This window comes from Streptomyces sp. NPDC043996 (assembly GCF_056435225.1).
In genome coordinates, this window is the sequence record NZ_JBWKEY010000001.1 from 301,294 (window position 1) to 316,063 (window position 14,770).

General features: G+C 69.0%; 10 protein-coding genes. All 10 read right to left on the reverse strand.

Going from position 1 to position 14,770, the window contains the following annotated elements:
- Nucleotides 1-57: 57 nt before the first annotated feature.
- The gene (locus tag AC07A4_RS01410; protein ID WP_478591358.1) at nucleotides 58-1,677 is read right to left on the reverse strand and encodes a peptide ABC transporter substrate-binding protein; all 1,620 of its coding nucleotides are present in this window, start codon (nucleotides 1,675-1,677) and stop codon (nucleotides 58-60) included.
- A gap of 170 nt (nucleotides 1,678-1,847) precedes the next feature.
- The gene (locus AC07A4_RS01415) at nucleotides 1,848-2,507 is read right to left on the reverse strand and encodes a hypothetical protein (RefSeq protein WP_478591360.1); all 660 of its coding nucleotides are present in this window, start codon (nucleotides 2,505-2,507) and stop codon (nucleotides 1,848-1,850) included.
- Nucleotides 2,500-3,066: a SigE family RNA polymerase sigma factor gene (locus AC07A4_RS01420; protein ID WP_478591363.1), complete on the reverse strand. Its 567-nt coding sequence runs from the start codon at nucleotides 3,064-3,066 to the stop codon at nucleotides 2,500-2,502. The genes AC07A4_RS01415 and AC07A4_RS01420 overlap by 8 nt, the downstream gene beginning before the upstream one ends.
- 165 nt (nucleotides 3,067-3,231) lie before the next feature.
- A complete protein-coding gene (locus tag AC07A4_RS01425) occupies nucleotides 3,232-4,389 on the reverse strand; it encodes an ABC transporter ATP-binding protein (protein ID WP_478591366.1) in 1,158 nt (385 codons plus the stop codon).
- On the reverse strand, nucleotides 4,382-5,434 hold the full coding sequence (locus AC07A4_RS01430; protein ID WP_478591368.1) for an ABC transporter ATP-binding protein: 1,053 nt from the start codon (nucleotides 5,432-5,434) through the stop codon (nucleotides 4,382-4,384). Before AC07A4_RS01430 ends, AC07A4_RS01425 begins: the two co-directional genes overlap by 8 nt.
- Nucleotides 5,435-5,445: 11 nt before the next feature.
- Nucleotides 5,446-6,402, reverse strand: coding sequence for an ABC transporter permease (locus AC07A4_RS01435; RefSeq protein WP_478591371.1), 957 nt, complete (start codon nucleotides 6,400-6,402; stop codon nucleotides 5,446-5,448).
- Entirely contained in the window at nucleotides 6,395-7,321 is a 927-nt protein-coding gene (locus AC07A4_RS01440; protein WP_478591374.1) for an ABC transporter permease, read from the reverse strand. The genes AC07A4_RS01435 and AC07A4_RS01440 overlap by 8 nt, the downstream gene beginning before the upstream one ends.
- An 80-nt stretch (nucleotides 7,322-7,401) precedes the next feature.
- Nucleotides 7,402-9,033, reverse strand: a complete 1,632-nt coding sequence (locus AC07A4_RS01445) for a peptide ABC transporter substrate-binding protein (RefSeq protein WP_478591376.1) — start codon at nucleotides 9,031-9,033, stop codon at nucleotides 7,402-7,404.
- 502 nt (nucleotides 9,034-9,535) lie between these two features.
- Nucleotides 9,536-11,443, reverse strand: coding sequence for a translational GTPase TypA (gene typA / locus AC07A4_RS01450; RefSeq protein WP_478591379.1), 1,908 nt, complete (start codon nucleotides 11,441-11,443; stop codon nucleotides 9,536-9,538).
- 211 nt (nucleotides 11,444-11,654) lie between these two features.
- The gene (locus AC07A4_RS01455) at nucleotides 11,655-14,048 is read right to left on the reverse strand and encodes an ABC transporter family substrate-binding protein (RefSeq protein ID WP_478591382.1); all 2,394 of its coding nucleotides are present in this window, start codon (nucleotides 14,046-14,048) and stop codon (nucleotides 11,655-11,657) included.
- Nucleotides 14,049-14,770 lie beyond the last annotated feature (722 nt).

Below are 14,770 nucleotides of genomic sequence, written 5' to 3' on the forward strand. Positions count from 1 at the left end.
CGGAGGTAGGGGAAGCGGCCGCCCGGCCAGGCACTCCGGGCGGCCGCTCCGCTCGGCTCAGTTGACCTTGATCTCCGCGTAGACGGGCACGCTGAACTGGTTCAGCGAGACGTCGGAGACCTGGTCCGAGTAGCCGGCGCTGCCGTTCTGGTACCAGAGCGGGATGGCGGGCATGTCCTTGGCGAGGATCTTCTCGGCGTCCTGGAAGGTGCTGACGGCCTTGGCGCTGTCGGTCTCGCCGTTGGCCTCGTTGATGAGCTTGTCGAACTCCTTGTCGGAGAACTTGCCGTCGTTCGACGAGGCGTCCGTGTAGTAGTTCGGCTCCAGGAAGTTCTGGATCAGCGGGTAGTCCATCTGCCAGCCCGCGCGCCAGGCGCCGTCGAGCTTCTGCTGCGAGGCCTGGCTGCGGAAGTCGGCGAAGGTGCCGATGGAGTTGCCGACGCAGGACCTGTTGTTGCCGAGGGCCTTGTTGATGGAGTTGCAGACGGCGTCCACCCACTCCTTGTGGGAGCCGGTGTCCCCGTTGTACGAGATCCGCAGGGTGCCGCCGGGGATGCCGCCGCCCTCCTCGACGAGCTTCTTGGCCTTGGCCGGGTCGTAGACGCAGGCGTCGCCGCAGGCGCTGTCGCTGTAGCCGCCGTCCTTGCCGAGCACCGGCGAGGTCCAGTCCTTGGCGGGGGTGCGCGTCTTCTGGAAGATCGTGTCGGTGATCTGTTCCCGGTTGATCGCCATGGACAGGCCCCTGCGGACCTTCTCGCTGCCCGGCTTGTTCCACTTGCTGTCGTAGAACGGGAAGGCGAGGGTCTGGATGATCCCGGCGGGGGTGTTGATGTACCGGTCCCCGAGGTCGTTTTTGACGTTCTTCAGCTGCGCGGCCGGGATGTCGTCGACGAGGTCGAGGTCGCCCGCCATGAGGGCGTTGTAGGCGGTGTTGTTGTCGGTGTAGACGTTGAGGTCGACGCCGCCGTTCTGCGCCTTGTCGTCGCCGGTGTAGTCGTCCCACTTCCTGAGCTCCATCTTGGAGCCCTTCTGGTACGACTTGATCGTGAAGGGGCCGTTGCCGACGGGCTTGGACAGCCAGCCCGCGTGGTCGTCGAAGAACGCCTTGGGCAGCGGCGCGAACGAGGGGTAGCCGAGGGTGTCGGGCCAGGTGGAGAACTTCTGCGTGAGCTTCACGGAGAACGTCCTCGCATCAACGACTTTCAACCCTGACAGGGTCTCCGCGCTCGCGTCGCCCTTCTCCGGATGGACCTTGTCATAGCCCTCGATATAGCCGAAGAAGTACGCGTTCTTCTGGTTGTTCTTGAGATGCGCGCCGTAGTTCCAGGCGTCCACGAAGGACTTCGCGGTGACGGCCTCCCCGTTGCTGAACTTCCACCCGTCCTTGATCTTGACGGTGAAGTTCTGGGAGTCCTTCGTCTCGATGGACTCGGCGATCATGTTCTTGGCCTCGCCGGTCTTCGGGTCGTACCGCTTGAGCCCCCGGAAGATCATGTCGAGGACCTTGCCGCCCTGCACCTCGTTGGTGTTGGCGGGCTCCAGCGGGTTCTGCGGGTCGCCCCAGGAGGAGCTCACGACCCCGGAGCTGTCGCCGCCGCCCCCACCACCACAGGCTGTCGCCGCGAGCGCGACGGCCACCGCGCATGCGGCCCACTTGGCGTGCGTGGCTCCACGCATGAAGTGCCTCCTCGATCACTCAGCGCGCCTGAGCGGGCGCGATACCGCAAATATCACGGCACACCGCACCAACCGCACATTTAGCCCGGCCGTATGAGGGGGGGAGGCCATCCGGATGTACGCATCCGGGGGCCCGCGTCACCCGGACGGCGCCGCGGGCCCGCCCGGCCTCAGGAGGACTCGATCCGCACCTCCACCACCGACAGCCACTTGCCGCTCTGCTGCACGGTGACGCGCAGGCGGGTGCCGTCGCCGGCGGCGGTACCCGACCAGTGCGGCCGCTCGCCGCCCCGGTACGTCAGACCGCAGGCCGTCAGTTCCGCCTCGTAGGCCGCGCGCTCGCGCCCGGCCACCTCCGGGTTCGCATAGGAGACGACGCGGTGGCTCGCGGAAGCGGCGCCGTCGGCTTCATCGGAGTAATACGCGGCGGAGTACTGGACGTGTTCGGGGGTCTTCCGCTCACGGAACGAGTCGGGGCACACGCCGCCGTCCGCGATCCGCGGCAGGGGCAAGTCGTCCGTGTCCTCCTCCACGGCCCGCCAGTGCCAGCGGTCGTCGCCGGGGACCTCGTCGGCGGGCAGGATCCGCGGCATGCCCTCGACGACGATCGCGGGGCCGCTCGGCCGCACCGCCGGACGCACCTGCCGACCGTCGCCGCCCGGCAGGCCCGCCCACACCAGCACCCCGGCCGCGGCCACCGCCGCGGCCGCTCCCACGCCCGCGGCCCGGCGCCGGGTCCGCCGCCGCCCGCCCCGCGCGCGCACCTCCGCCGCGCTCGGCAGCCGTACCACCACGTCGTCGAGAAGCTCCTCGACCTTCACCTCAGCCATGGTTCGCAACCTCCTCGGCGCGGGGTGCGGGGCGGCCCGCCCCCGTGCCCTCGTCGTCGGTCAGACGGGCGCCGAGCACTTTGCGCGCCCTGCTCAGTCGCGTGCGCACCGCGCCGTTCGACGCACCCGTCTCCCGGGCCACCTGCTCCACCGGCAGGTCGAGGAGGTGGTGCAGGACCACCGCCTGCCGCTGCCGGAGCGGCAGTTCGCGCAGCGCCGCCACCAGCGCCACCCGGTCCGCCGACAAGTCCGGCAGGTCCGCCTGCGGGCCGTGGCGGAACTGGGCGCGCATGCGGTTCCGCGTCCGCCGCCAGGTGCTGATCGCGAGGCGGGCGGCCACGGTCCGCACCCAGGGCAGCGGGTCGTCGCCCCCGCCGGTGATCCGCCCCCAGCGCTGCCACGCCCGTACGTACGCCTCTTGGACGGCGTCCTCAGCCTCCGCGAGATCGCCCGTCATCGCGTAGACGGCGGCGACGACGCGCTTGGCCGTCGCGGCGTAGAACGCGTCGAACTCCTCCACCCGCCGCGCGGCGTCCGGCCCCTCTCGGTCCTTGCCCATCGTCCCCCGTTCCCTCGCCCGGTCGTTGTCCTTCGCCTGGTACACGCCCGGGAGGGCGGCGATGTTACGTCCGCTGTCCGGGCCTGCGCCCGACGCGGTGCCGCACACGAAGGCGCCCCCGGCCGAATCCGGCCGGGGGCGCCTTCGTTGGTGGGGCGAGGGGGATCACGCCGCGTGCACGACGTCCTTCTCCTCGGCGAAGTGGCAGGCCGACTCGTGGGCCGCCGGGGTGTCCTGGCCCTTGAAGCGCTCGGGGATCGCGAGCAGCGGGATCTCCTCGGCGCACTTGTCCTGCGCCTTCCAGCAGCGGGTGCGGAAGCGGCAGCCCGAGGGCGGGTTGGCCGGGGACGGGACGTCGCCGGTGAGGATGATGCGCTCGCGGCCCTCGCGGGCCTCCGGGTCGGGGACCGGGACGGCCGAGAGGAGCGCCTGCGTGTAGGGGTGCGTCGGGTAGTCGTAGATCTGCTCGTCGGAGCCGATCTCCGCCATCTTGCCGAGGTACATCACGCCCACGCGGTCCGAGATGTGCCGGACGATCGACAGGTCGTGCGCGATGAAGACGTAGGACAGGTTGAACTCGTCCTGGAGCTTCTCCATCAGGTTGATGACCTGGGCCTGGACGGACACGTCCAGGGCCGAGACCGGCTCGTCGCAGATGATGATCTCGGGGTTGAGCGCGAGGCCGCGGGCGATGCCGATGCGCTGGCGCTGACCGCCCGAGAACTGGTGCGGGTAGCGGTTGATGTACTCGGGGTTGAGGCCCACCACGTCCAGGAGTTCCTGGACCTTCTGGCGGCGCGAACCCTTCGGGGCCACCTCGGGGTGGATCTCGAAGGGCTCCCCGATGATGTCGCCGACGGTCATGCGCGGGTTGAGCGAGGTGTAGGGGTCCTGGAACACCATCTGGATGTTGCGGCGGACCGCCTTCAGGGCGCGCCCGGACAGCTTGGTGATGTCCTGGCCCTTGTAGAAGACCTCGCCCGCGGTGGCGCGCTCCAGGGTCATCAGGAGCTTGGCGACCGTGGACTTGCCACAGCCCGACTCGCCCACGATGCCGAGCGTCTCCCCCTGGTAGAGGTCGAAGGAGATGCCGTCGACCGCCTTCACCGCGCCGATCTGGCGCTTGATGAGGATGCCCTGCGTGAGCGGGAAGTGCTTGACGAGGTTGCGGACCTGGAGGATCGGCTCGCCACGCTCGGCGGGCGCCTCGATGGCCGCCACCGCCTCCTCCGTCGTGGCCGCGTCCACCGTCTCGACCTCGGAGACGTTCGGCGTGGCGTCCACGGCGTCCTCGGGCCCGTCGCCCTTCTTGAGCTCAGCCATGGATCGTCTCCTCCCAGAAGTGGCAGGCGCTGCCGCGGCCCACGAGATCCGCGCCGTCCCGCTCGGCCACGGGGGCCAGCGCCGGGATCTCGGTGCGGCAGATGTCCTGCGCCTTGGGGCAGCGCGGGTTGAACGCGCACCCCGTGGGGATCTTCAGGAGGTTGGGCGGCAGCCCCTTGATCGCGTACAGCTCCTGGCCCTTCTGGTCCAGGCGCGGGATCGAGTCGAGCAGACCTCGCGTGTACGGGTGCGCGGGGCGCTTGTACAGCTCGTGCACGGGCGCCGTCTCCACGATCCGGCCCGCGTACATGACGGCGATCTTGTCCGCCACGTCCGCGACCACGCCGAGGTCGTGGGTGATGAGGATCAGGCCCATGTTGTACTCGCGCTGCAGCTCCGCGAGCAGATCCATGACCTGCGCCTGGACCGTCACGTCGAGGGCCGTGGTGGGCTCGTCGGCGATGATCAGGTCCGGCTCCAGGGCGAGCGCCATCGCGATCATGATGCGCTGGCGCATGCCGCCGGAGAACTGGTGCGGGTAGTCGTTCACCCGCTCCTTGGCGGCCGGGATCTTGACCTTGTCCATCAGCTCGATGGACTTGGCCTTCGCCTCCTTGCGGCTGAGGCCCTGGTGCACCCGGAACATCTCGCCCAGCTGGTAGCCCACGCTGAGCACCGGGTTCAGGGAGCTCAGCGCGTCCTGGAAGATCATCGCGATCTTGCGGCCGCGGACCTTCCTGCGCTCCTCGTTGGACATCTTGAGCATGTCCTGGCCGCGGAAGAGGATCTCGCCCTTCGGGATCCGGCCGGGCGGCATGTCGAGGATGCCCATGATCGCCTGCGCGGTCACGGACTTGCCGGAGCCGGACTCGCCGAGCACGGCGAGCGTCTCGCCGGGCTCCACGGTGTAGTTGACGCCGTTGACGGCCTTGGCCACGCCCTCACGCGTGTGGAACTCCACGTGCAGATCGCGGACTTCGAGGAGGGGTGCCTGCTCGCCGCTGCGCGGGGCGGGCACGTCCGCCTGTTTCTCGATGGTGGTCACGTACGCCTCCCTCAGCGCAGCTTGGGGTCGAGGGCGTCGCGCACGGCGTCGCCCAGCATGATGAAGGCCAGGACGGTCAGGCTCAGCATGCCGGCCGGGAAGAACAGGATGTGCGGGTCGTTGCGCAGCTGCTTGGCGGCGTCCGAGATGTCGCTGCCCCAGGAGATCGCGTCGTCCGACAGGCCCATGCCGAGGAAGGACAGGGTCGCCTCGGCCGTGATGTAGCCGCCGAGCGCGATGGTCGCGACGACGATCACGGGAGCGGCCGCGTTCGGCAGGATGTGCCGGATCAGGATCCGCCAGGTGCTGGCGCCGAGCGCCTTGGCCGCGACCACGTAGTCGGAGTGCTTGGTGGTGATCACGGAACCGCGCATGACGCGGGTGATCTGGGTCCAGCCGAGCACCGCGAGGGCCCCGACCACGGTCCACACCGTGCGGTCGGTGACCGCGTTCATGACGACCATGGTGCCGAGCAGGAACGGAACGCCGAAGAACACGTCCGTCAGGCGCGAGATGAGCGCGTCCCAGACGCCGCCGAAGTAACCGGCGAGCATGCCGAGGATCGAGCCGATGATGGTGACGGCGACGGTGACGCAGATGCCGACGGTGATCGAGTTGCGGGCTCCGTACAGCACGCGGGCGTAGATGGAGCGGCCCTGGCCGTCGTAGCCGAACCACTCGGGCTGGAAGAAGTGGGTGTAGCTCGGCTTCTCCAGGAAGTGGTTGCGCAGATCGCCCTTGGTCGGGTCGGCGCTCGTGAACAGGCCCGGGAAGAACGCGATCGTCACGAGCAGCACGATGAGCAGCGCGGATATCACGAAGAACGGGTTGCGGCGCAGGTCCCGCCAGGCGTCCGCGGCAAGCGAGCGGGGCTTGCCGGGCGCCGGGCCCGCCGCGCTCTCGGCGACCGCCGTGGCCGCGACGTCGGAGGCCGCGTCCGGCTGCGTGGTCTTGGTGACGTCAGGCATAACGGATCCTCGGGTCCAGGACCGCGTAGAGCAGGTCGACGATCAGGCTCGCGGCCAGGTAGACGAGCACCAGGATGGTCACCGTGCCGACGATGACCTGGCCCTCACGGCGGGCGAGCCCGTCGAACAGGGTATTGCCGACGCCCGGCACGTTGAAGATGCCTTCGGTGACGACCGCGCCGCCCATCAGGGTGCCGATGTCGGTGCCGAGGAAGGTCACGACCGGGATCAGCGAGTTGCGCAGCAGGTGCCGCGTCATGATCCGGCTCTTGGGCAGGCCCTTGGCGACGGCGGTGCGGATGTAGTCGGCGCGCAGGTTCTCCGCGATGCTCGTGCGCGTCAGGCGGGCGACGTACGCCAGCGAGAGCGAGCCGAGGACGACCGCCGGAAGGATCAACTGCGTGATGTCCGTGGCGTCCTGGACCGTTGGCTCGGTCCATTTGAGCTGGAGTCCGAACACCGTCTGGACGATGTAGCCGAGCACGAACACCGGCACCGAGATGACGAGCAGCGTGAAGACCAGGATCAGGTTGTCCACGATGCGGCCGCGGCGCACGCCCGCGAGCATGCCGAGGGCGATGCCGAGGACCATTTCGATGCCGAAGGCCAGCAGAGCGAGGCGCACGGTCACGGGGAACGCCTGGCTGAGGATGTCGCCCACGGGCCGGCCACCGATGTTGGTGCCCAGGTCACCGACGGCCAGGTTCTTCATGTAGTGCAGATACTGCTCCCAGAGTGGCAGGTCGAGACCACGCTGGTGGCGGATGGCCTCCATCTGCGCCGGGTCCGGCGGCTTGTCCCCCCACAGCGCCCGTACCGGGTCGCCGGGAAGCACATTGACCATCAGGAAAATGAGAAGAGTGGTCCCAATGAAGACCGGGATCATCTGGAGCAGTCGCCGCGCGACGTAGCGCCCCATGGAAGCCTCCGTCCTGTGCGAAGCCGCCCGTGGCGCCGACCGGGATCACCGGTCGGCACCACGGGCTGAGCCCTCGCGAACTACTTCTTGTACACCTGGACTTCAGTGAAGATCGGCGCTGCTTGCTGGTCGAACTTCAAGCCGGTGACATTGGTGGAGGCGCCGGTCTGGAGCTTGCCGTACCAGAGCGGGATGGAGGGGAAGCTGTTCTGGAGGCTCTTCTCGGCCTCGTTGTAGAGCTCCGCGGACTGCTCGGTGGTCTGGGCCTTGTCGGCCTTCGCCGTCAGCTTGTCGAAGTCCTTGTTCGAGAAGCCGCTCTGGTTGCCGCCGACGCCGGTGCCGTAGAGGTCGCGCAGGAAGTTGCCGTTGAACGGGTAGTCGAGGACCCAGCCGGAGCGGTACATCGACTTGACCTTCTTGGCGTCACGCGTCTGCGTGTCGGCCTGGAAGTCGGTCTTCGGGTCGCCGACGCAGGTCACGCCGGTCGCCTGCTTGATGCTGTTGCAGACGGCGGTGACCCAGCCCTTGTGCGGCTGGTCGGCGTTGTACTGGATCGAGACCTTGTTGTCCGGGACACCGCCACCGGCCTTGATCAGGTCCTTCGCCTTCTTGGGGTCGTACTTGCAGTACTCGCCGCAGGCGCCGCCCTGGTAGCCGATGATGTCCTTGGCGACCCAGCCGGTGGCGGCCTCACGGGTGTTGTTGAGGACCGTCTTGATGATGGTGTCGCGGTCGATCGCCATCGACAGGCCCTGCAGGACCTTGACGTCGATGTTCTTCCACTGCTTGGTGTAGCGGGCGAACGCGATCGTCTGGATCATCGAGTAGTCCTGGTTGATCGCGCGATCACCCAGGTCTTCCTGGTAGTTGGCCAGCTCGCCCTCGGGGACCTGGTTCATGGAGTCGACGTTGTTCGACACCAGGTCCTTGTACGCGCCCTCGGAAGAGGCGTAGTTCTTGAAGGTGACGCCACCGTTCTTGGCCTTGTTCGGGCCCTGGTAGCTGTCGTAGCGGGTGACCTTGATGGACTTCTTGTGGTCCCAGCTGGCGAACTTGTAGGGGCCGTTGCCGACCGGCTTCTCGCCGTAGCCCTTCGGGTCCTTGAAGAAGCCCGAGGGCAGCGGGGAGAAGACCTCGTAGCCCAGCTTGTACGCGTAGTACGGAACGCCCGAGTTCAGCGTGATCGTGAACTCGTTGTCGCTCTTGACCTTCAGACCCGACATCTTGTCGGTCTTCGGCTTGCCCTTCTCGGGGTGGACGTCGGCGTAACCGGCGATGTCCGCGAACCAAGAGCTGTTGGTCTGGTTGTTCGGCGTGTGCGCCGCCCAGTTCCACGCGTCGACGTACGACTTCGCCGTGACCGCCTCGCCGTTGTGGAACTTCCACCCCGGCTTGAGCTTGACCGTCCAGGTCTTGTTGTCCTTGGACGGCGTCACCGACTCGGCGTTCATGTTGACCAGCTTGCCGGTGCCCGGCGTGTAGTCGACGAGACCGGTGAACAGCGTGTGGATGACGTCGCTTCCGTACGCCTCCTTGGTGTTCGCCGGCTGAAGCGGGTTCTGCGGCTCGCCACTCGCGTAGACGAAGGTGCCGTTCTTGTCGATCGCCCGGTTCTTGTCGTCACTACCGCTGTCGCCACCACCACAGGCCGTCGCGGCAAGGGCGATGACAACCGCGCCCCCAACCCACTTGGCGCTCCTGGCACCACGCATGGGGTTCCTCCTCATGAGTCCACTTGTTCGCTACAAGAGGGGGTACGTGAAACCGCGCCGACACCCCTGCCGGCGGAGATCGAGTACCCCAGTGTGCTCGTGAGTCGGCGCTCCCCACAGCGCGTGACCCATTGACCCGAGCTATACGCGGTCAACTATTAGCCATGAGGTACGGCCCGACCACACCCTTTTGGTCTCGGTTCAATCACACCTGGCCAGTACAACTTCCAAAATCCGGACAAACCGATCCCAGATAGATGGTTGCGAAACGGACGTGTTACCCATCTAACGGTCAACAGAGTCCGCATTGCGGACAGATCGTGGGCGAAAACCGGTTGCCGAGAGGGCCCGAAGGGGCCTTGGCGGAGGTGCTCCGTGACGTCGGCAACGCTACCGCTCCCCGGATACGCCGAAGGCCGGTTCCCGGCCACACCGGAGGGTGTGACGGGAACCGGCCTCGACAGCGGTCCCGCGGCGCGGTCAGACCGCGCCGCGCGGGCGACTAGCCGTGCTTGGCGCGCGACGCCGCGCGGCTGCGCTCCTTCTGGTCCAGGACGACCTTGCGGATGCGCACGGCCTCCGGGGTGACCTCGACGCACTCGTCGTCGCGGCAGAACTCCAGGGACTGCTCCAGGGAGAGCTTGCGCGGGGGCACCACGTTCTCGGTGTTGTCCGCGGAAGCCGCACGCATGTTGGTGAGCTTCTTCTCCTTGGTGATGTTCACGTCCATGTCGTCGGAGCGCGAGTTCTCACCGACGATCATGCCCTCGTACACCTCGGTGCCGGGCTCGGTGAACAGCACACCGCGCTCCTGGAGGTTGATCATCGCGAACGGCGTGACCGCGCCCGAGCGGTCGGCGACCAGCGAACCGTTGTTACGGGTCTGCAGGGTGCCGAACCACGGCTCGTGGCCCTCGTGGATGGAGTGCGCGATGCCCGTACCGCGCGTGTTCGTCAGGAACTCCGTACGGAAGCCGATGAGGCCGCGGGACGGGACGACGAACTCCATGCGCACCCAGCCGGAGCCGTGGTTGGACATGTTGTCCATCCGGCCCTTGCGGACGCCCATGAGCTGCGTGACGGCGCCCATGTGCTCCTCGGGCACGTCGATGGTCATGCGCTCGACCGGCTCGTGGGTCTTGCCGTCGATCTCCTGGGTGACCACCTGGGGCTTGCCGATGGTCAGCTCGAAGCCCTCGCGGCGCATCTGCTCGACCAGGATGGCGAGCGCCAGCTCACCGCGGCCCTGCACCTCCCAGGCGTCCGGGCGTCCCGTCTCCAGGACACGGAGGCTGACGTTACCGATCAGCTCGCGGTCCAGGCGGTCCTTGACCTGGCGGGCGGTGACCTTGCGGTCCTTGACGGCCGCCTTGGCGTCCGCGCCCTTGCCGGTGCCACCGCGGCCGACCAGCGGCGAGGTGTTCGTACCGATCGTCATGGAGATCGCGGGCTCGTCGACCGTGATCAGCGGCAGCGCGATCGGGTTCTCGGGGTCGGCCAGGGTCTCGCCGATCATGATGTCCGGGATGCCCGCGACGGCGCAGATGTCGCCGGGGCCCGCGACCTCCGCGGGCTTGCGGGTCAGGGCCTCGGTCATCATCAGCTCGGTGATGCGGACGTTGGAGATCGAGCCGTCGCGCTTGATCCAGGCGACGGTCTGGCCCTTGCGCAGCTCGCCCTGCTCGACGCGGAGCAGCGCGATGCGGCCGAGGAAGTTGTCGGCGTCCAGGTTGGTGACGTGGGCCTGGAGCGGGGCCGACTCGTCGTACTCGGGGGCCGGGACGTGCTCGAGGAGCGTCGAGAAGAACGGCTCCAGGTTGGTGCTGTCCGCCGGAACCGTGCCGTCCTCGGGCTTGGTCAGCGAGGCCACGCCGTCACGGCCGCAGGCGTAGACGATCGGGAACTCGATCTGGTCCTCATCGGCGTCCAGGTCGAGGAAGAGGTCGTACGTCTCGTTGACGACCTCGTCGATCCGCGAGTCGGGGCGGTCCGTCTTGTTGATGCACAGGATGACGGGCAGGCGCTGCATCAGGGCCTTGCGCAGCACGAAGCGCGTCTGCGGCAGCGGGCCCTCGGAGGCGTCGACCAGAAGGACGACCGCGTCCACCATCGACAGACCGCGCTCGACCTCGCCACCGAAGTCGGCGTGGCCGGGGGTGTCGATGATGTTGATCGTGATCGGGTCGCCACCGTCCTTCGGGTGGTACTTGACCGCGGTGTTCTTGGCCAGGATCGTGATGCCCTTCTCACGCTCCAGGTCGTTGCTGTCCATCATGCGGTCGTCGAGGGACTCAGCGGCGTGCGCGGCGAAGGCGCCGGCCTGCTTGAGCATGGCGTCGACGATGGTCGTCTTGCCGTGGTCGACGTGGGCGACGATGGCGACGTTACGAATGTCGTGGCGCGTGGGCATGCGAGGTGCGCTTCTCCCGGGAAGAGTGGAAGGCTGCGCGTACATTTCCTATGCGTACGCGGGCCCTGCCGGGCAGACACACGCCACGGCCTTACCCCATCCTACGTGGCCTCGCCGTGGGCGGCATGGCGGGACCTCCGGCACCCCTCGGAGGGCGGGGTTCCGCCATGCCTCGGGGCGCCGTCTGTCGCCCTTCGGGCTCGTCCTCTCCTCAGTCGCCGGACGGGCTTGGACCTGGCTTGGCTCCCGGCTTGAGGAAGCCGATGTTCTCGTACAGCGGAGTCTGGAAGCCGAAGGCGCCCGCGTTGGCCAGGTTCGGGCGGGCCGCCACCAGCTGGGGGCGCTGGTAGAGGGGGATGGATCCGGCCGCCGCCCAGATGCGGGCGTCCGCCTTCTTCACCAGGGAGCGCATCTCGCCCTCGTCGAGCTCGGCCAGGGCCTGGTCGAAGAGCTGGTCGATGTGGTCGGTGCCGACGCGGGTGTAGTTCTGCTCCACGTTCAGGGAGCCGTCGGCGGCGGGCACGGGCTTGGCGTAGATCGGGCGGGCGTCGGTGGCGGGGAAGGCGGAGCCGGGCCAGGAGTACAGGGCGAGGTCGTACTGGCCGGAGGCGATGTGGTCCTTGAAGTAGCTCTCGTCGGCGACCTTCGCGATCTCCGTGCGCACGCCGATGCGCTCCAGCATCCGCGAGATCCGGTCGGCGACGCCGCGCAGCGCCTGCGAGCCGTCGCCGGAGGGCAGGACGAAGCGGAGCGTGAGGGGCTTGCCGTCCTTGGCGAGGGGTCCTGACGCGGGCGCGGGGGCGGCGGTGCCCTTGGGGGCGTAGGCGCCGGGCGCGCCGCCCTGGGCGTGCTTCTTCGTGTGTTTCTTCGTGTGTTTCTTCGCGTGCTTCTCCGTGTGCTTCCTGGCCGGGCCGCCCGGGTCCTTCCGCTTCTCCTTGTCGGCCTCGCGGGGCGCGGTGAGGGCGTCGGCCTGCCGCGTCAGGGCGGCCTGCTGGAAGGCGGCCGCGGGGGCGGGGGCCAGGATGGAGACACCGGCTTCGCCGGGCTTCTGGTCGTCGTCGCCCGGCCTCTGGTCGTCGTCGCCGCTGGGCTTCTGGTCGTCGTCGCCGACGATGTACGTGCCGTCGTCGCCGCCGTCGTCGGTGTCCGCCTCGCCACCGGCGACGCCGTCCTTCTTCTCCCCGGCCCGCCCCTTCTCCTTCTCCTTCTCCTTCTCTTTGTACTTCTCCTTGAGCGGGCCGCCCGGCGTCCAGCCCGCGTCGGCGAGCAGCGCCCGTGCCTCGGCGGTGTCCTGGTCGCCGAGGGCTCCGCTGTTGTCCGCGTACGTGTCCTGACCGGCGAGCGCGAGGTGGCTGCCGACCGAGTGGGCGGGCAGGCCCAGCGGCTTGAGAACCGTTTCCGCGAGCGCGTCGCGGTCGAGGGCGCGGGCGACGGCGCGGCGGACGCGGTCGTCGGCCAGCGGGCCCTCGGAGCCGTTGAGGGCGAGCTGGGTGTAGGCGGGTTCGAGGGACTTGCGGACCACGTAGCCGCGCAGGTCCTTCTGCTCGTCGGCGTACCGCTGGGCGGCCTCGCCGGTCTTCTCGCGCGCCTCCTGCTCGGCCGCGGCGGCCTCGTCGTCGGAGCCGTGGGCGAGGGCCCAGGAGCGCAGGGCGTCGGCGGGCGTGAGCCGGGCGCCGGGGCCGTGCGCGAGGGGGCCCGGGGCGCCCTGGTCGCGGTGGGCGAGGGCGATGCGGGACGCCTCGTCGGCGTCGACTTCGGCGAGGTCGACCTTGCCTTCGGCGAGGGCGGCGGTGCGGCGGTCGCGCGGCACCGAGCGCAGCACGAGCCGGTCCAGCTTGGCGGGGCTGCCCCACCAGCGCGGGTTGCGCTGGAGCGTGACCTCGCCCTTGCCGCGGTCGACGTCCTTCAGGGCGAAGGGGCCCGCGGTCACCTTCAGGCGGGTGCGCGCGCCGTCGTTGAAGGAGTCGGGGGTGCCCATGACCTGCTTGGGGTACAGCGGCGAGAACAGCGAGCGCCAGTCGGCATAGGGCTGGGCGAAGGTGACGCGCACCTCCAGGTTGTTGGCGCCGCGCTCGATCTTCTCGATGCGCTCGTAGCCCGCGTTGCGGGCGGTCCAGTACGCGCTGTCCTTGCCGGACAGGGCCCGCCACTGGGCGGCGAAGTCATCGGCGCCGATCTCGCGGCCGTCGCTCCACACCGCCTGCTGGTTGAGCTTGTAGAGCACGACCTGCTTGGGCTCGCGCTCGACGACCTTCGCGGACTCGAGGAAGTCGGGGTCGGCCGTGACCCTGCCGCGGGCGTCGAGCCGGTGCAGGGAGGGCAGTACGGCGCTCGTGACCCGGGACGTGGCGGCGTCCGCGTCCGACTGGAAGGTGTTGAACGTCTCCGGCAGCGCGTCGACCGCCCACTTCAGGGTGCCCCCGTCGGCCACCCGGTCCCGGGCCGCGGGGGCGATGTCCTGCCCGGCCGCGGGGGTGCTCGTCTCCTCGTCCGCGCCGCAGCCCGCGAGGGCGGGCAGCGCGAGGACTCCGGCGACGAGGAACACGGCGGAGCGGACCGTGGCCGTCCGGCGGACCGGTCGCGGCCTGGCGCGGTCGTGGGGCATGACGGGTACCTCCGGGGCCGGGTCTGGTGACGGGGTGCCGTGGCGTGGGGTGCACGATTGGCGGTATTGCGGGGGAAATATGGAGTTGATCACATGTATCGCCTCCACTGAACGCGACGGGGTCCCGTGGCGGGGGGCGACACGGCGGGCGGCCCCCCAGAACCCACCCAGGCGGCCCAACCACCGGGCGGGCCCTCTCTCCCCCGCCCACCCGCCCCTCCATCGCGCTTCGCGCTCGTCCTCAAACGCCGGACGGGCTGAAATACCCGCGCTTGCGCGCTTGTCCTCAATCGCCGGACGGGCTCGATGGTGCCGGGCTGGGCTGGATCGTTCGGGTGCGGGGGGGCAGGCAGCCCGGCACAGGATTTTCAAGTCCGAGTGCGGGGTTCAGTCCGGTGCAGGGCTTTCAGTCCGAGTGCGCGCGTTCGGGCCGATGCAGGTGTTCCAGCCCGGCCGCAGGAATTCAGCCTGTCCGGCGCTTGAGGACAAGCGCGAAGCGCGGAAATCCAGCCCGTCCGGCGCTTGAGGACAAGCGCGAAGCGCGGAGATTCAGCCCGTCCGGCGTTTGAGGACGAGGCGCGGAGCGCCAATGCGGTTGGAGGGGGGGGCAGGCCACCCCGGGGCCACAGGCAGGGGCGCGAACCGGGCGCGGAGCGCCCCCGGCGGACATGCGCCACCCCACAGCGATTCCCTGCAGATCCCTTCCCAAGCAGCGATGTGAC